Raw genomic sequence first — 15,545 nt, 5'->3', positions numbered from 1 at the left:
TGCTTTGAGCGACAAAAACCCTGCTATGGCTACTGCAACTTTAACGATTGACCTTGATGCGCTGATCACGAATTGGCGCGCTCTTGATGCCCGGACAGAAGTCCCCACCGCTGCCGTTGTCAAAGCGGATGGCTACGGCCTTGGTGCTGACCGCGCCGCCCGCGCCTTGATGCGCGCTGGCGTGGACACGTTCTTTGTCGCCGTTGCCGAAGAAGGCGCGGCCCTGCGTGAAGCCGTCGGCCCGTCGCCGATCATCAACGTCTTTGGCGGGCACATGTCGGGCGACACCGATATGATGTCTGACATGATGCTCACGCCGATGCTGAACTCGATTGATCAGATCGTGCGCCATTTTGAGGCCCTGCCCGAACATCCTTTCGGCATTCAGCTTGATACCGGCATGAACCGACTTGGCCTTGAAGAGGCCGAATGGGCGGCTGTGGCTGAAACCGTTCTGTCAAGATCGCCCAAATTGGTCATGTCGCATCTCGCCTGCGCAGATGAGCCCGAGCATCCGATGAACCCGCAACAGCTGGCGACGTTCAGACGGCTGACCGACGGCATCAACGTGCCCCGCAGCCTCGCGGCCACCGGCGGCATCCTGATGGGCAGCGACTATCACTTTGACCTCACCCGCCCCGGCGTGGGGCTTTACGGCGGCATGCCGTTTGTCGAAGCCACCCCCGTCACTTCCCTGTCGATTCCGGTGATTCAAATCCGCGATGTCGCCAAAGATGAAACCGTCGGATATTCCAACACTTGGATTGCCGAACGCGACAGCCGCGTCGCCACGATCTCGGCGGGCTATGCTGACGGGCTGATCCGCGCCATGGGCGCAAACGTCGACGTGTTTGCAAACGAAATCCGCTGTCCGGTGATTGGTCGCGTGTCAATGGACCTGATCACCGTGGACGTCACCGACGCCCCCGAAGAGCCGAAAACACTCGAATTGCTGGGCCTGCATCAATCGGTGGACACCGTGGCCGAGGCTGCCGGCACCATCGGCTACGAAATCCTGACCTCGCTTGGCGCGCGCTATTACCGCCGCTACAAAAGCGCATGAACATGTTGCTCTCGCCTTTTGCTCTGATCGGTCGGCAAACGCTGGCGCTGTTGGCGATGATTGGCCGCTTCACGATCTTTGTCGCCCAAACCCTCAGCCACATGGCCCGCCCGCCGTTCTACGGGCGCGAGTTCCTCACGGCGATGGTCAACATCGGTTGGCTGTCCTTGCCCGTAGTTGGCATGACCGCGATCTTCACCGGTGGCGCGCTCGCTTTGCAGATCTACGACGGCTCTTCGCGCTTTTCGGTCGAAAGCGTGGTGCCCCAGATTGTTGCCATCGGCATGGTGCGCGAACTTGGCCCCGTGCTGGTCGGCCTGATGGTCGCCGCCCGCGTGACCAGTTCGATTGCCGCAGAAATTGCCACCATGAAGGTGACCGAACAGATCGACGCGCTGACCACGCTGTCGACCGATCCGCTGAAATACCTTGTCGTGCCGCGCTTCATCGCCGCCATCCTTGTGGTGCCAGCACTTGTGGGCGTCGGCGACATCATCGGCATCTACGGCGGCTTTGCGGTCGCCACCGGACAGCTTGGCTTTAACCCAGCGACCTACATTCGAAACACGGTTGATTTCCTGCAATTCAACGATGTGCTGTCGTCTCTGGTCAAAGGCGCCGCTTTCGGCGGCATCGCGGCGCTCATGGGCTGTTACTTTGGCATGCATTCAGGCCGCGGTGCCCAAGGCGTCGGCCAAGCCACCAAAAGCTCCGTTCAGGCCGCCGCTGTCTTGATCCTCGCCGCAAACTTCCTCCTCACATCACTCTTCTTCAGCACATGATCAGTTTTCAAAACGTCCACAAAAGCTTCGGCCCCAAAAAGGTGCTCCAAGGCGTCAACCTCGAGATCGCCAAAGGCACCTCGATGGTGATCATCGGCGGCTCCGGCACCGGAAAGTCCGTGCTGCTGAAATCCGTCCTTGGCCTCGTGACACCGGAAACCGGCACCATCCTTGTCGACGGCAAAGACGCCACCTCGGGCGACCACGACGCCTTTCTGGCCCGCTTTGGCATGCTGTTTCAGGGCGGCGCGCTGTTTGATTCCATGCCCGTCTGGCAAAACGTCTCGTTCCGCCTGCTGCGCGGCAGCCTCAAGCGTCCGAAACACGAAGCCCGCGAGATCGCCATCGAGAAACTGCGCCGCGTGGGCCTGACGCCTGATGTAGCCGACCTTTTCCCGTCTGAGCTCTCCGGCGGCATGCAAAAACGCGTCGGCCTCGCCCGCGCCATCGCGGCTGAACCCGAGATCATCTTCTTTGACGAGCCGACCACGGGCCTCGACCCGATCATGGCTGGCGTCATCAACGACCTGATCCGCGAAATCGTCACAGAAATGGGCGCCACGGCGATGACGATTACGCATGACATGACCTCCGTGCGCGCCATCGCCGACAACGTCGCGATGCTGCATGATGGCGTCATTCAATGGACCGGCCCCGTGGCCCAGATGGACGACTCAGGTGATCCCTACCTCACGCAATTCATCTCCGGCAGCGCCGAAGGACCGATTGAGGCGGTGCGGTGATGGACGGCCTTGGCAGCAGTGCATTCCATGTATTTCCCCACGCATATTTGACGGCGCTGTTGATTCCGTTGGCGATTTCCTTTTTGAAAGCTGGCTTTACAACCGGAGCTCCGGCAACCGGTTTCTTTGATTGGAAACCCGTCATGATTGCCATCGTGTTGGGCACGTTGGTATGGGGCGTGCTGTCGTTTTTTGTTTTCCTCGCTGATCTGACAGTCGGACCGCTCTCACAAGCGCCCACCTGGCTTTCGAAAGTCACTGCAGGGATTTTTTTGCATCTGTTTTTGATACGCGACGCAAAGAGACGATGGGTTTTCAACCTGTCGATGGCAATCTTGACCTGCGCCTTCACAGCGGCGATGGCGTCGGCGTATTCCAAAGGGGTCATCTTTTAGGAGAGTTGCGTCGACGGAAGCCTTGTTGCTTGCATTGAGCGGTTGCTTCCTGGGGATCAATTCCACAACCCCAGCGCGCATTTTGCATTGACGCCCTCCCGCGATTCCATCACCAATTGCGCATGAAGCTTTATCGCCCCACCGGCCAGAAAGAACTGGCTCTCGTCGCTGAAAGCGGCTGGACAGCATGGCCGCCGCGACTGCCCGACCAGCCGATTTTCTATCCTGTGACGACCTTTGCCTACGCCGAAAAAATCGCGCGGGATTGGAACTCCGTCCTGCCCGCCCCTGACAATCTCGGATTTGTCACCAAGTTCGAAATCTCCGAAGAAACGGCCGCACGCTATCCGGTCGAACTTGCTGGCGGCAAAGACCACGCCGAACTCTGGGTGCCAGCAGAGGAGTTGGACGCCTTCAATGCAGGCATCATCGGCAAGATCGAAGTGGTCGCGCGTTACAAAGACGGCGCTTTGATCGATGAGGCATGATAGCCTCCCCTGAACGGAGGGGTTCATGTTTCTGCTGCTTGCCTTTTTCACGCTCTTTGGTCCGGTCATTGCCGCTGTCGCAACTGTCGCGACGGCCGCCATTCTTCTAAAAGCGCGCCCGGCGCTGGCCGGGCCCATGCTTGTCCTGATCGCTGCCCTTCTCTCATTGCTGTTGTTCGAATTCCAATACGACCTCGGTCTTCAGATGCCCGACTTGTCGTGGATGCCGTCCGGCGCAAGCTCCGAATTTGCGACCCTGAGTGTTGGCTGTCTCTTGCTGGCCTTGCACATCCTCGCGTGGATCCGCTGGCCTTCCGACCTGCGCCGGAAATGGCTGACAATCACGGCCACGTTTCTTTGGGCGCTCGCAGTGGTCGCCTTTTTGGGCCTGTCACAACTCAGCTACTCAATCTGATTTCCCGCAACACCGCCCGCCCCATTAACCCAGCCGCCGCGCCATTCTCACACCGACGCAATACCGACGTGATGCAGCCGCGTTACCGCATGCAAAAAACCCACATTCCCAACGCATTAACCTTCGTGTCGACCACACCCGTTGCGAAGCCGTTCAAAACTTCCTAGCTCTTTGTCCATGATGAACATCCTTCGCCTCGCCAACCTCGCCCTGCTGATCCTTTTTCCCATCGCGTGGTTTGCCCCCCTGATGCGCGCTGGCGTCCTGCCGATTTTCGGCCTTTCTGAAATCTCCGTCATCTCTGGCCTGCAAAGCCTTTGGGGAACCGACGTCGCACTGGCGTTGTTGGTCACCTTCTTCGCGATCTTCGCGCCCTACATGAAGGTCATTGGCATTTCCCTCATCCAGTTTGGTCTTATGCGCCGCAAAGTCCTCCCTGCCATTGAAATTCTTGGGAAATTGGCGATGGCCGACGTTTTTCTGATCGCGCTTTATATCGTGATCGTCAAAGGCGCGGGCTATGTCAAAGTCGAAACCGGCTGGGGTCTATACCTCTTTACCGGCTGTATTCTGGCCTCTATCGCGATTAGCCATTTGACCCGCAAGCGGTAGTGGTCCAAAACGGGAACATGGCAAAGAGCAAAACACAGTTCACCTGTTCCGCCTGCGCGGCGACATACAACAAATGGTCCGGCCGCTGCGAGGCCTGCGGCGAATGGAACACCATCACAGAAGAGGCCCCCTTCAGCGCGGGGCCCGCAGGCTCCTCGCTTGGCACCACCAAAGGCCGCACCATCGAGCTTTCCGACCTCAGCACCGAGGAAACCCCCCCGCCACGTACCGTCTCCGGCGTGGCCGAACTCGACCGCGTCTTGGGCGGCGGTCTGGTGCCCGCCTCAGCCGTTCTGGTGGGCGGCGATCCCGGCATCGGCAAGTCGACTCTCCTGTTGCAAGCCGCTGCAAGATTTGCGCGCATGGGATTGAAAACAATATATGTTTCCGGCGAGGAGGCCTCCGCACAAGTGCGCATGCGCGCCCAACGACTTGGCCTCACAGAAAGCCCGGTCAAACTCGCGGCAGAAACAAACCTGCGCGATATCATGACCACGCTGGAGGCCGAACGCCCCCAGCTTGCAATCATCGATTCCATTCAAACCATGTGGTCCGACACCGTTTCCTCGGCCCCCGGTTCCGTCAGCCAGGTGCGCGCCGCCGCCCATGAGCTGACCGCATTTGCCAAACGCAAAGGCATCGCCATCATCCTTGTGGGTCACGTCACCAAAGAAGGCCAAATCGCCGGCCCCCGCGTGGTTGAGCATATGGTCGACACCGTGCTTTATTTCGAGGGCGAGCGCGGCCATCAGTTCCGCGTGCTGCGCGCCGTGAAAAACCGCTTTGGCCCCGCGGACGAAATCGGCGTTTTTGAAATGACCGGTCGCGGCCTTGCCGAAGTGGCCAACCCGTCAGCACTTTTCCTGTCTGATCGTGGCACCCCGAGCCCCGGCAGCGTTGTCTTTGCCGGCATCGAAGGCACCCGCCCCGTGCTGGTCGAATTTCAGGCCCTTGTGGCCCCCAGCCCCACCCCGCAGGCCCGCCGCACCGTTGTCGGCTGGGACAGCGGCCGCCTCGCAATGATCCTCGCGGTGCTCGAGTCCCGCTGCGATGTGCCTTTCGCAGGTCTGGACGTCTATCTCAACGTCGCGGGCGGCATGAAAGTGTCCGAACCCGCTGCAGACCTCGCGGTGGCCGCAGCCCTTGTGTCGGCCCGGGAAGACTCAGCCCTGCCCGCAGACACTGTGGTTTTTGGTGAAATCAGCCTCTCAGGAGCCCTCAGGTCCGTGTCTCAAACGGAAAATAGGTTGAAAGAAGCCCAAAAACTTGGTTTCACAACGGCACTCGCTCCTAAAGGCGGCAAGGCCCCAACTGTTGACGGCATAACGTCTAACCGCGTAGGGGATTTGGCAAGCTTTGTAAGCGAAGTATTCGGAGCAGGCCATAAGGCCAAGGACTGACCGGGGGCGGTCAAAAAGGAAACGGGGACTAATGGAAGGCTTCACCATCATTGACGCTGTCGTTGCGGGCGTCATCATCATTTCAGCGCTTCTGGCATACAGCCGCGGCGTTGTGCGCGAAACCATGGCCATTGCTGGCTGGGTGGTTGCGGCCGTCTTGGCCTATATGTTTGCCGCGCAAATTCAACCACTTGTCAAAGAGGTGCCGGTTCTTGGTGACTATCTTGGTGACAGTTGCGACTTGTCGATGATTGCCGCCTTCATTGGCGTATTTGCACTTTCGCTGGTGGTTGTATCACTCTTCACGCCGCTGTTTTCCTCGATTGTGCAGCGCTCGGCCCTTGGCGGATTGGATCAGGCGCTCGGCTTCATATTTGGCGCGCTGCGCGGCATCCTGCTCGTCGCAATTGCGTTCTTTGTGTACGAAACCGTGATCACCTCGCAAAGCTTCGCGATGGTGGACGACAGTCGCTCAGCCGAAGTGTTCAGCCGCGTCACCGGAAAAATAGATGATCGCGACCCTGCCGAAGCTCTGGGCTGGGTTACCACAAAATACGAAGACCTGATGAGCACCTGCGAAGGGTGATCCCGCGACATTCTGAAGTATCTAAAGGCTCGCCAATTGGCGGGCCTTTTTGATTGCATGGGTGTTTTTCTTGTCGGGAGGTCCGCATCCCGATAGCCTCACCCTCGGGATTTGAAAAAGGCTGTTGATATGCGCTGGTGGTTGGGAACGACAACTGTCATTTTTTTGCTGACGTTGAGCGTTGTATTGGTTTTGCTATTGCCGCCAAAGTCACTGGTGCTTGCGGCGGGGCCCGAGAACGGCGCTTATGCGCGTGTCGCACTTCAATACAAAGAGATTTTGGCCCGCGACAACATCGCGGTTCAAATCAAACACACCAATGGCTCGGTGGACAACGCAGGCTTGCTTGAAAGCGGAGAGGTCGATGTCGCACTTCTTCAGGGCGGTATTCCGGTTGGGAAACACACAGCCGAAGCCATAGCCGGCCTGTTCTTTGAACCCATGCTTTTTCTGGTCCGCGCCCATTCTGATGTGCCGCGAAATCCAGCCCATTGGAACGGTTTACGCATCACCGCAGGCCAACAAGGCTCCGGAACCGCCGCCGCCTTTCAAGACTTCTTAGAGGCCGTAGAGCTGACTCCTACCGACAACACACAGCTTTCATTGGCCTATTCCGATGCCGTAGAAGCTTTGCGCGAGGGTTTAGTGGATATGGCGGTGTTTGTGACAACCGTCGATGCTCCCTATCTGGAACAAGCCTTTAACGCGCCTGATTTGGCCTTTCTGCCGCTGACATATCTCGACGCGATCTCGAGGCGCTTGGACTACACCACTATCGCGACGGTCCCGACCGGCGCAATCTCGCTTGGGCGCAGCATCCCGCCAACCCCGCAAAAGGTGCTCGCGTTGGAAACCCGCCTCGCCATGGTGCCTGATCTACATCCAGCGCTGATAAACCGCCTCACAATGGCCGCCAAAGAATTGCACGCCTCGCGTGACATCATCACGGGGCGTCACGCATTTCCGACCGTTCAAGGCACCGGGATGGAGATGAACTCGGTCGCGCGCGAGCTTATCCAGAACGGCCCGTCGACGTGGCACGGGCTGCTGCCCTACTGGATGGCCGCACAGGTCAATCGCCTGCTGCTGTTGATCCTCCCTATCCTTTTCATTGTCGTTCCCTTGCTGCGCGTTCTGCCCTCGCTCTATGCCTACTTCATGGGATGGCGCGTATGGCAGCATTACCCGCTGATCCGCCAGATCGAAGACGAACTTGCGACCCATCAAGACGCCGAAGCCCTGGCAGCCATGGATCGAAACCTGATCGAAATGGACGAGCGTATCGCACAGTTGGGATTGCCTGCAGCCTACCGTCAAGCAGCCTACCATGCCCGAATGCACATCGACCTCGTGCGTAAACGTATCCGAGACCGTCAAAACCTTGAGACCAACTCTAAAGAATAATCAGCCCTTGCGAAGGAGTACCAATGGACACCGCAACTGATCCCGCCCTGTTTTCCAGTGTCATATCCGCCATTATTATCGGCGGCCTTGCTGGCTGGCTCGCCGGAAAGCTTATCCGCGGAGGAGGCTTCGGCCTTGTCGGAAACGTCGTTCTTGGCATCGCCGGGGCCATTCTGGCAAGCTTGGTGCTACCACTTTTGGGGATCGGATTTGGGGGAGGATTCTTCGGGTCGGTGCTCTCTGCAATGCTTGGAGCTGCTGTGGTCCTGATCATTGTCCGGATGATTAAACAGGCCTGAGCAACGCAACGCCCGCAACCTTGCTCGGGCCTTAACGCTGCCGTGGCAAAGTTCATTTGAAGCGACGAACAGAGCTGTCGTGTAAATCGCCGCGTATTTTGATCGAAAGATCAGATTATGCGCGATTTTCTGCGGCGTAACTGAACTTCACTGCGTCCTTTGTGATCCTTTCGTGACATACCGTTTCCCAACCCTTATGACGGGCGCAGCACGACTCAGGGATTCGGAGCCAACCACGTGGACAGCGGCCAACAACCTGCCCATTTTGCACCCGCCAACGGCGGCGCAACCACGCACAACCAATCCCGAGCGACCATCGTTTCACAGACTGCCTATCCGCGCCTGCCGAAACGCCACCTTTACTGCTTAGCCTGACGAAGGAGCCTGCGGATGTGCGGAATATTGGGGATCGCCAATCGCAACGAGGATGTATTTGCCGAGATCTATGACGGATTGCTGATGCTTCAGCACCGCGGTCAGGACGCCTCTGGCGTGGTGACCTACACTGGCGATTTCTTCCGCGAGCGCAAAGCCAACGGCCTCGTTAAAGACGTTTTTCAGCCCTCCGACGCCGAAACACTTACCGGCCGCGTCGGCATGGGCCATGTGCGCTACCCCACCGCGGGGTCGCTGTCTGCCGCCGAAGCACAACCGTTTTTTGTGAACGCACCCTACGGCATTTACTTGGTGCACAACGGCAATATCACCAACACAGAAGCGCAGCGCGAAAAAGTTACCGGCAAGTACAGTCGCCATCTGCGCACCACTTCTGATAGTGAAATCCTACTCAACGTACTGGCCGACAAAGTTGCGGATGCGATCAAGGTCAACGGCAATGCCGACCCGATCCGCAACATCTTTGCCGGTGTGAAAATGACCATGGAGCGGGTTCAAGGCGCCTACTCCGCGCTCTGCCTGATCGCCGGCGTTGGCATGCTCGCCTTCCGTGACCCTCACGGCATCCGTCCCCTATCCGTGGCCAAACGGGCCGCTGACGGTGAAGGCGACGACTACGCCTTTGCATCCGAGGACGTGGCCTTTGGCATCAACGGGTTTGAGAAAATTCGCGATCTGCGCCCCGGTGAGGCTCTGTTGGTTGATTTGGAGGGTAACCTGCACGAATACCAAGCTGTGGAAGGCAAGCTCACTCCCTGCATTTTCGAATACGTATACCTCGCACGTCCCGACAGTGTGCTCGACGGTGTCTCGGTATATCAATCCCAGATCCGCATGGGTCAGACGTTGGCCAAACAGATTTCCGCCAGCGGTCTGGACATCGACGCGATCATTCCCGTCCCGGACAGCGCCCGCCCCGTGGCGCTTGAGGTCAGCAATGTAACCGGTATTCGCTACCGCGAGGCCTTGGTGAAAAACCGCTACGTCGGGCGCACCTTCATCATGCCGGGGCAGTCCGAGCGCCAAAAGTCTGTGCGCCGCAAACTCAACGCCATTCCGCGTGAAATGGAAGGCCGCAACATCTTGTTGATCGACGACTCCATCGTGCGCGGCAACACCATCAAAAAAATTGTACAGATGTGCCGCGAAGCTGGCGCCAAGAAGGTTTATATCGCCTCTGCCTCGCCTCCTGTGGCCTATCCGAACGTCTATGGCATTGATATGCCGACGAAACACGAGTTGATCGCCAATGGACGCTCGGTTGACGACATCCGCAAAGAACTTGGTGCAGACGCCTTGTTTTATCAGGAACTGGACGATCTTGTCTGGGCGGCCAAACAAGGCAACCCATCAATAGAACAGTTTGATTGCTCTTGCTTTGACGGCAACTACCTTACCGGCAGCGTGACACCTGAGTACCTGGCGGATCTGGAAAACAGCAACCGCGTGTCTCAGAAAATCGAGGAGGCTCCGACACCTGGCTCAAGCTGGAACGGCGCCCGCCTTGCCGAGCCAACGACCTGATCGGGGGCTGCGATGCTTTTGGCTCTTGATACCCGCTGGCGTCGCTTCAACGATGAGACCTCGGCCTGCCCTTGTTGCGGGCAGTCCTTTTCCGGGGTGTTTGACGTGGGCTACGACCACCCCGACTGCTGGCCACATGGCGGGTTGCGCGACAGCGGGAAAGACCTCCTTCAGGTGGGCGAGGACAAACTCACGTCAGATCTGTGCAGGTGGGACGATCATCGCTTTATTCGATGCATTCTGCTCCTCCCCATAAAAGGCAGCGAAGACGTGTTCAATTTTGGGGTATGGGGCAGCGTCGCGCCCGAAAACTTCTATCGCTATATCGACGATGCGACCGGCGAAACACCAGGTTTCGAAGGCTGCTTTTCCTGGCTGATGAATGATCTTCCCCTTTTTGAAACCGAAGAGAGCATCGGCTGCGATTTGACGCCCGGACCCGAAGGGCATCGCCCCAAACTCACAGCCCAGGACGGCCCGCTCGCGGCGGCCCAATCCGAAGGTATCTCTTTCGACCAGTTGCTGGACATTTACGCCGCCACCGGCACCGACATCCGGCCGCATTTGAACGGCTGAAAGCCGCACTCCGCGGCTAAGATCGGCGTGTTCCTGCCGGGTTCTCCCATACAAAACCCGAAGGGTTTACCCTGCGCTGCAGAGGCGTAGATGGGCGGCATTGTACAAGAGTGACGAGTAAAAAATGTCGGACAAAACCCCAAAACACGTGGCGGATCAGGCCACAACCAAAGGTGCCATGCGTCAACGTAATCGCTTGACGCTTATCGGTGTGATGGGCAGCGAGAAAAATCCGCACGCGCTGTTGATGACCACCAACCGCCGTGTCCTGCGTGTCAAACTGGGCGACAACACACCAGGCGGCAGGGTCGCCGCCATTGGTAAAAACTCCATAGTGCTCAACGGTGGTGGCCGCACGACCACCCTTGAGATCCCCGGCTAGTTCCGCCCTAAACCGGCCACAACCTCTTGTCTCTTGACCTTGCGCGTCATTTTTCGCACATGAAGCGTATGACCGATAAAATAGCCCTGATCACCGGAGCCTCCCGCGGCCTAGGCGCTGCCTTTGCCGAGGCGCTTTGCGACACCCATCACATTGTCTCCGTGGCCCGAACCACCGGCGCTCTCGAAGAATTGGATGACCGCATTCAGGCCAAAGGTGGCGCTGCCACTTTGGCCCCGATGGACATCACCAATGCCGACGCCATGGCGCAGCTTTGCCGCTCGATCCATGACCGTTGGGGCAAAGTCGATCTCTGGGTGCACACGGCAGTGCATGGTGCTCCGCTCACACCCACAGGACACATCGACCAGAAAGACTGGGCCAAATCGGTCGCGATCAATCTCGACTCCGTTGGTCGCCTGATCCCGTTTTTGTCTCCTCTTTTGGGGACAGACGGACACGCTGTGTTCTTTGACGATCCTCGAGGCGGTGAAAAATTCTTTGGTTCCTATGGTGCCACCAAGGCGGCTCAGATCGCGCTCGCCCGAAGTTGGCAAGCGGAAAGCGCCAACACCGGTCCGAAGGTGAGCATTTTGACACCTAACGGAATGCCCACAGGCACCCGCGCGCGCTTCTTCCCCGGTGAGCCACGAGAAACCCTTGTGCATCCCCGTGACGAGGCAAACCGCTTGCTCAAAGAGCTTGACCTGTAGTCGTGCCTCTCTGAGAGCAAATTGTACCTAAAACACCCAATTTTGTGCGCTTTTCTGCGTCGCCTTCAGCCAGCGCTTGCCCCATCTGCCTGCCTCCACTAGACAGAGGCAACGGGGCAAAAGGGCTAACGATCATGCGCATTCTGGTGACCAACGATGACGGCATAAACGCGCCGGGCCTGAAGGTATTGGAAGACATTGCCCACGATGTCGCGGGTGCGGATGGCGAAGTCTGGGTTGTTGCTCCGGCTTTTGAACAGTCCGGCGTTGGCCACTGTATCAGCTACACACACCCAACGATGATCGCGAAAATGGGCGACCGTCGCTATGCGGCAGAAGGCAGCCCCGCTGATTGCGTACTCGCCGGCGTGCATGACGTGATGAAGGACGCGCCGCCAGATTTGATCCTGTCGGGTGTGAACCGCGGCAACAATTCAGCCGAAAATGCCCTGTATTCCGGCACCTTGGGCGCAGCAATAGAGGGCGCTCTGCAAGGCATTCCCTCGATCGCTATCTCACAATTCCTTGGGCCGGCGAACTATACCGCCGAAGATCCGTTTGAGGCCGCCGGCGCCTTTGGCGCAGACGTGGTGCGCAAGATTCTCGGCGCCACCCCTGCAAACGCCGAAGCCTATCACTTGTTTTTCAACGTCAACGTCCCGCCGGTTCTGGCAGATGGTGTTAAAGGCATTCGCGTTGCCACGCAGGGCCTGCGCGAGGGCACCCGTTTCTCGGTAGAGCCACACAATTCTCCGTCGGGCCGCCGGTTTCTTTGGGCAAAAGGCGGTAATCAGCAAGTCGCCACCGCGCCCGGCTCTGACGCGGCACTGAATCTGGATGGATATATCTCTGTGACCCCGATGCGCGCGGATCTGACCGCGCACGACGTACTGGATGCTCTCAAGGTGATCGAATGACCGATCAAGACGCCGTTGCTGAACGCAAGATGCAGTTTCTTTTCGCGCTGCGCTCAAAAGGTGTGACGGATCCGGCTGTTTTGACAGCCATGGAAAAAGTCGACCGCGGCCCTTTTGTGCGCGGCTTGTTTTCTGAACGCGCATACGAGGACACTCCTCTGCCGATCGCCTGCGGACAAACGATTTCCCAACCTTCTGTGGTGGGTCTTATGACCCAGGCGCTTGACGTAACACCACGTGACAGCGTTCTCGAAGTTGGCACCGGCTCTGGGTATCAGGCCGCAATCCTCAGCCAGTTGGCACGCCGCGTTTATACCGTTGAGCGTCACCGCAGATTGGTGCGCGAGGCCAAAGGCGTTTTCGACAGTTTGGGATTGGTGAATGTCACGTCCTTTTTGTCAGATGGCAGCTTTGGTCTTCCCGATCAGGCACCCTTTGACCGCATCATTGTAACTGCTGCCGCAGAGGACCCACCGGGGCCCCTCTTGGCGCAACTCAAGATCGGCGGTATCATGGTGGTACCTGTGGGTCAGTCGGACGCTGTCCAAAGCCTGATCCGCGTGCGCCGGACTGAGTCCGGGTTTGATTATGATGAATTGCGATCCGTGCGATTTGTGCCCTTGGTAGAGGGTGTTGCGCGGGAAACTGAATAAATTTGCGCAGCTTTCCCCTTGGCAATCGGGACGGCTATTGCCATGTGAAGGCAACCCTGCAAATTCGCAGGCAACGACGACCAACGCGGCTACGGCACAAGACCGAGCGAACAGGGCCGCACGTGAGGACATCGAGATGGGCACTTTTCCTTCAGTGACGACACGCATGATTGGCGCGGGCTTTGCGCTGGCCTTGATGGCTGGCTGCGAAGACGGTTTGGACTTTGACCTGCGCAGCGACCTCGGGGGAGGCCTGGACACCACGACAGCGGCGCAGTCTGCGACGGCCAAACGTCCCAAACCAGACGCGCGTGGCGTGATCTCCTACCCCAGCTATCAAGTTGTCGTGGCGCAGCGCGGCGACACATTGCGCGACGTTGCAGGCCGCGTAAACGTACCAGCAGACAAGCTTGCCAGCTATAACGCCATTGCCCCCGAAACGAAACTGCGTCAGGGCGAAGTGCTTGCGCTCCCCTACCGGATTGACGAGACAACCCCAACCGAGGCGGCGTCTGACGGCGTAGACATTGCCTCGCTGGCCGGCGGCGCTATAGACCGCGCTCAACCCGCCGTGGAAACAGAAACGCTCGAAACCGCGCCATCGGCGTCCGCGCCCAAGGTACAAACGGGTGCCGAACCCATCAAACACAAGGTGAAGCGCGGGGAAACTGCCTTTACCATTGCGCGGCTCTACAATGTTTCGGTGCGGGCTTTGGCCGAATGGAATGGTCTTGGCAGCGATTTCACCATCCGCGAAAACCAAATCCTTTTGATCCCGCCGATTGATCCGTCCAACGCGACCAAAGCAACCGCCGCTGCAACCAGCACGGCGACCACGCAACCAGGCCAGGGCTCTCCAACCCCGACGCCGCCAAGCAGCACGAAACCGTTGCCCAAAGACACCTCTGCGGCAACAGCCGCGGCAAAGGTTCCGAGCAATGATCTCGGAGCCACGCAGTCAGCCTCCAAGGCTGATATGGATTTCCCGGTTTCCGGCAAAATCATCCGCCCCTACTCCAAAGGCAAAAACAACGGGATCGACATATCCGGCAAGTCCGGCGACGCGGTCAAAGCGGCGGCCGCGGGCACAGTTGCAGCAATCACCACCGACGGCGACAATGTGCAAATCCTTGTGGTACGCCACCCCGACAATCTGATGACGGTTTATTACAACGTGGCGGATGTGACCGTGGCCAAAGGCGCCAAAGTCAAACGCGGACAGACCATGGCTGCCCTGCCCGCCAAGGACAGCTTTGTGCATTTCGAAGTCCGCAAGGGTTTTGACAGCGTAGATCCGATGCCCTACCTGAATTAATTCAGGTGGGCAGGCTCACACCTTTGCGACCAGCCAGATCGACAAAATACTGCCACGCCACACGGCCCGACCGCGCCCCACGCGTGGCCTGCCATTCGATGGCCTCTGCCCACAATGTGTCGTCGTCAATTTCGACACCATGTGCCCCACAATATCCACGGATCATCTCGAGGTATTCATCCTGAGAACACGGGTGAAAGCCCAGCCACAGGCCAAAGCGATCCGATAGCGAGACCTTTTCTTCCACCGCCTCAGACGGATTGATCGAACTTGAACGCTCGTTCTCGATCATATCGCGCGGCATCAGATGACGGCGGTTGGACGTGGCATAAAACACCACATTGTCTGGCCGCCCTTCAATGCCACCATCCAAAACGGCTTTGAGCGATTTGTAGTGTTGGTCGTCGTGGCTGAAACTCAAGTCGTCACAATAAAGCAAAAACCGCTCATATCGGCCGCGCAGTAGATTCAACAGCCGTGCCACTGATGGCAGGTCTTCGCGCTGCAATTCCACGATCTTGAGCGACAGACCTTCACTGAGCACTTGCGCATGGACCGCCTTTACCAGAGAGGATTTCCCCATCCCGCGGGCGCCCCACAAAAGCGCGTTGTTGGCGGGCAAACCCGACGCAAACTGACGGGTGTTCTGCAAAAGCGTGTCGCGGGAGCGGTCCACGCCCACCAAGAGATCGATATCCACGCGGTTGATATGCGCCACCGGCTCCAGACGGTCGGGCTCCACGTGCCAGACAAACCCATCTGCAGTCCCAAAATCCGGAGATCCCTGCGGAGCCGGAGCCATCCGTTCAAGGGCATCTGCAATACGTGTTAGGGGGATGTCGGTCATAGCTCTCTCCGGTGGTGCGGGCGCAAAAAATCATG

Annotated in this window: 19 protein-coding genes; 18 read left to right on the top strand and 1 reads right to left on the bottom strand. The window is 58.3% G+C overall.

All coding sequences use genetic code 11. From position 1 onward, the window contains the following. Positions 1 to 25 precede the first annotated feature (25 nt). From alr to PG871_RS12420, 18 genes are all read left to right on the top strand, one after another. Entirely contained in the window at positions 26 to 1,063 is a 1,038-nt protein-coding gene (gene alr / locus PG871_RS12505) for an alanine racemase (RefSeq protein WP_270729752.1), read from the top strand. Beyond that, complete coding sequence (locus PG871_RS12500) at positions 1,060 to 1,845, top strand: MlaE family ABC transporter permease (RefSeq protein WP_054001715.1); 786 nt, start codon at positions 1,060 to 1,062, stop codon at positions 1,843 to 1,845. Before alr ends, PG871_RS12500 begins: the two co-directional genes overlap by 4 nt. Next, complete coding sequence (locus PG871_RS12495) at positions 1,842 to 2,588, top strand: ABC transporter ATP-binding protein (protein ID WP_270729749.1); 747 nt, start codon at positions 1,842 to 1,844, stop codon at positions 2,586 to 2,588. Before PG871_RS12500 ends, PG871_RS12495 begins: the two co-directional genes overlap by 4 nt. Then, a complete protein-coding gene (locus PG871_RS12490) occupies positions 2,588 to 2,983 on the top strand; it encodes a hypothetical protein (RefSeq protein WP_270729748.1) in 396 nt (131 codons plus the stop codon). The genes PG871_RS12495 and PG871_RS12490 overlap by 1 nt, the downstream gene beginning before the upstream one ends. Positions 2,984 to 3,105: 122 nt before the next feature. Next, the gene (locus PG871_RS12485; protein WP_270729746.1) at positions 3,106 to 3,471 is read left to right on the top strand and encodes an ADP-ribosylation/crystallin J1; all 366 of its coding nucleotides are present in this window, start codon (positions 3,106 to 3,108) and stop codon (positions 3,469 to 3,471) included. A gap of 25 nt (positions 3,472 to 3,496) precedes the next feature. After that, on the top strand, positions 3,497 to 3,886 hold the full coding sequence (locus PG871_RS12480) for a hypothetical protein (RefSeq protein ID WP_270729743.1): 390 nt from the start codon (positions 3,497 to 3,499) through the stop codon (positions 3,884 to 3,886). A 177-nt stretch (positions 3,887 to 4,063) separates the two neighbouring features. After that, a complete protein-coding gene (locus PG871_RS12475) occupies positions 4,064 to 4,498 on the top strand; it encodes a paraquat-inducible protein A (RefSeq protein ID WP_270729742.1) in 435 nt (144 codons plus the stop codon). A gap of 17 nt (positions 4,499 to 4,515) precedes the next feature. Further along, on the top strand, positions 4,516 to 5,898 hold the full coding sequence (gene radA / locus PG871_RS12470) for a DNA repair protein RadA (RefSeq protein ID WP_270729741.1): 1,383 nt from the start codon (positions 4,516 to 4,518) through the stop codon (positions 5,896 to 5,898). A 31-nt stretch (positions 5,899 to 5,929) separates the two neighbouring features. Then, positions 5,930 to 6,484 (top strand): CvpA family protein, encoded by a 555-nt coding sequence (locus PG871_RS12465; RefSeq protein WP_270729740.1) that lies wholly within the window; start codon positions 5,930 to 5,932, stop codon positions 6,482 to 6,484. Between the two features lie 129 nt (positions 6,485 to 6,613). Continuing rightward, on the top strand, positions 6,614 to 7,888 hold the full coding sequence (locus tag PG871_RS12460; protein ID WP_270729739.1) for a TAXI family TRAP transporter solute-binding subunit: 1,275 nt from the start codon (positions 6,614 to 6,616) through the stop codon (positions 7,886 to 7,888). A 23-nt stretch (positions 7,889 to 7,911) separates the two neighbouring features. Next, the gene (locus PG871_RS12455) at positions 7,912 to 8,187 is read left to right on the top strand and encodes a GlsB/YeaQ/YmgE family stress response membrane protein (RefSeq protein ID WP_270729738.1); all 276 of its coding nucleotides are present in this window, start codon (positions 7,912 to 7,914) and stop codon (positions 8,185 to 8,187) included. 390 nt (positions 8,188 to 8,577) lie between these two features. Further along, the gene (gene purF / locus PG871_RS12450) at positions 8,578 to 10,107 is read left to right on the top strand and encodes an amidophosphoribosyltransferase (protein WP_270729737.1); all 1,530 of its coding nucleotides are present in this window, start codon (positions 8,578 to 8,580) and stop codon (positions 10,105 to 10,107) included. Between the two features lie 12 nt (positions 10,108 to 10,119). After that, positions 10,120 to 10,683 (top strand): DUF2199 domain-containing protein, encoded by a 564-nt coding sequence (locus PG871_RS12445; protein WP_270729736.1) that lies wholly within the window; start codon positions 10,120 to 10,122, stop codon positions 10,681 to 10,683. 124 nt (positions 10,684 to 10,807) lie between these two features. Further along, the gene (locus PG871_RS12440; RefSeq protein WP_270729735.1) at positions 10,808 to 11,065 is read left to right on the top strand and encodes a pilus assembly protein PilZ; all 258 of its coding nucleotides are present in this window, start codon (positions 10,808 to 10,810) and stop codon (positions 11,063 to 11,065) included. Positions 11,066 to 11,133: 68 nt separating this feature from the next. After that, complete coding sequence (locus tag PG871_RS12435; protein ID WP_270729734.1) at positions 11,134 to 11,778, top strand: SDR family NAD(P)-dependent oxidoreductase; 645 nt, start codon at positions 11,134 to 11,136, stop codon at positions 11,776 to 11,778. 134 nt (positions 11,779 to 11,912) lie between these two features. After that, on the top strand, positions 11,913 to 12,695 hold the full coding sequence (gene surE / locus PG871_RS12430; RefSeq protein ID WP_270729733.1) for a 5'/3'-nucleotidase SurE: 783 nt from the start codon (positions 11,913 to 11,915) through the stop codon (positions 12,693 to 12,695). Beyond that, a complete protein-coding gene (locus PG871_RS12425) occupies positions 12,692 to 13,348 on the top strand; it encodes a protein-L-isoaspartate(D-aspartate) O-methyltransferase (protein WP_270729732.1) in 657 nt (218 codons plus the stop codon). The genes surE and PG871_RS12425 overlap by 4 nt, the downstream gene beginning before the upstream one ends. Before the next feature lie 136 nt (positions 13,349 to 13,484). Beyond that, positions 13,485 to 14,663, top strand: coding sequence for a M23 family metallopeptidase (locus tag PG871_RS12420; protein ID WP_270729731.1), 1,179 nt, complete (start codon positions 13,485 to 13,487; stop codon positions 14,661 to 14,663). A gap of 1 nt (position 14,664) precedes the next feature. On the opposite strand, the gene PG871_RS12415 is transcribed toward PG871_RS12420, so the two are convergent. Beyond that, positions 14,665 to 15,510, bottom strand: coding sequence for an ATP-binding protein (locus PG871_RS12415; protein ID WP_270729730.1), 846 nt, complete (start codon positions 15,508 to 15,510; stop codon positions 14,665 to 14,667). Positions 15,511 to 15,545 lie beyond the last annotated feature (35 nt).

Source organism: Shimia sp. Alg240-R146, from assembly GCF_947331465.1.
In the GTDB taxonomy this organism is placed as follows: domain Bacteria; phylum Pseudomonadota; class Alphaproteobacteria; order Rhodobacterales; family Rhodobacteraceae; genus Shimia.
Note: the sequence above shows the minus strand (reverse complement) of the source record. Positions and strands in the feature narration are given on the sequence as shown.

What these genes read in the sequence shown, in the direction of transcription:
- alr (WP_270729752.1), top strand. Translation starts at nt 26, where the DNA reads ATGGCTACTGCAACTTTAACGATTGACCTTGATGCGCTGATCACGAAT.
- PG871_RS12500 (WP_054001715.1), top strand. Translation starts at nt 1,060, where the DNA reads ATGAACATGTTGCTCTCGCCTTTTGCTCTGATCGGTCGGCAAACGCTG.
- PG871_RS12495 (WP_270729749.1), top strand. Translation starts at nt 1,842, where the DNA reads ATGATCAGTTTTCAAAACGTCCACAAAAGCTTCGGCCCCAAAAAGGTG.
- PG871_RS12490 (WP_270729748.1), top strand. Translation starts at nt 2,588, where the DNA reads ATGGACGGCCTTGGCAGCAGTGCATTCCATGTATTTCCCCACGCATAT.
- PG871_RS12485 (WP_270729746.1), top strand. Translation starts at nt 3,106, where the DNA reads ATGAAGCTTTATCGCCCCACCGGCCAGAAAGAACTGGCTCTCGTCGCT.
- PG871_RS12480 (WP_270729743.1), top strand. Translation starts at nt 3,497, where the DNA reads ATGTTTCTGCTGCTTGCCTTTTTCACGCTCTTTGGTCCGGTCATTGCC.
- PG871_RS12475 (WP_270729742.1), top strand. Translation starts at nt 4,064, where the DNA reads ATGATGAACATCCTTCGCCTCGCCAACCTCGCCCTGCTGATCCTTTTT.
- radA (WP_270729741.1), top strand. Translation starts at nt 4,516, where the DNA reads ATGGCAAAGAGCAAAACACAGTTCACCTGTTCCGCCTGCGCGGCGACA.
- PG871_RS12465 (WP_270729740.1), top strand. Translation starts at nt 5,930, where the DNA reads ATGGAAGGCTTCACCATCATTGACGCTGTCGTTGCGGGCGTCATCATC.
- PG871_RS12460 (WP_270729739.1), top strand. Translation starts at nt 6,614, where the DNA reads ATGCGCTGGTGGTTGGGAACGACAACTGTCATTTTTTTGCTGACGTTG.
- PG871_RS12455 (WP_270729738.1), top strand. Translation starts at nt 7,912, where the DNA reads ATGGACACCGCAACTGATCCCGCCCTGTTTTCCAGTGTCATATCCGCC.
- purF (WP_270729737.1), top strand. Translation starts at nt 8,578, where the DNA reads ATGTGCGGAATATTGGGGATCGCCAATCGCAACGAGGATGTATTTGCC.
- PG871_RS12445 (WP_270729736.1), top strand. Translation starts at nt 10,120, where the DNA reads ATGCTTTTGGCTCTTGATACCCGCTGGCGTCGCTTCAACGATGAGACC.
- PG871_RS12440 (WP_270729735.1), top strand. Translation starts at nt 10,808, where the DNA reads ATGTCGGACAAAACCCCAAAACACGTGGCGGATCAGGCCACAACCAAA.
- PG871_RS12435 (WP_270729734.1), top strand. Translation starts at nt 11,134, where the DNA reads ATGACCGATAAAATAGCCCTGATCACCGGAGCCTCCCGCGGCCTAGGC.
- surE (WP_270729733.1), top strand. Translation starts at nt 11,913, where the DNA reads ATGCGCATTCTGGTGACCAACGATGACGGCATAAACGCGCCGGGCCTG.
- PG871_RS12425 (WP_270729732.1), top strand. Translation starts at nt 12,692, where the DNA reads ATGACCGATCAAGACGCCGTTGCTGAACGCAAGATGCAGTTTCTTTTC.
- PG871_RS12420 (WP_270729731.1), top strand. Translation starts at nt 13,485, where the DNA reads ATGGGCACTTTTCCTTCAGTGACGACACGCATGATTGGCGCGGGCTTT.
- PG871_RS12415 (WP_270729730.1), bottom strand. Translation starts at nt 15,510, where the DNA reads ATGACCGACATCCCCCTAACACGTATTGCAGATGCCCTTGAACGGATG.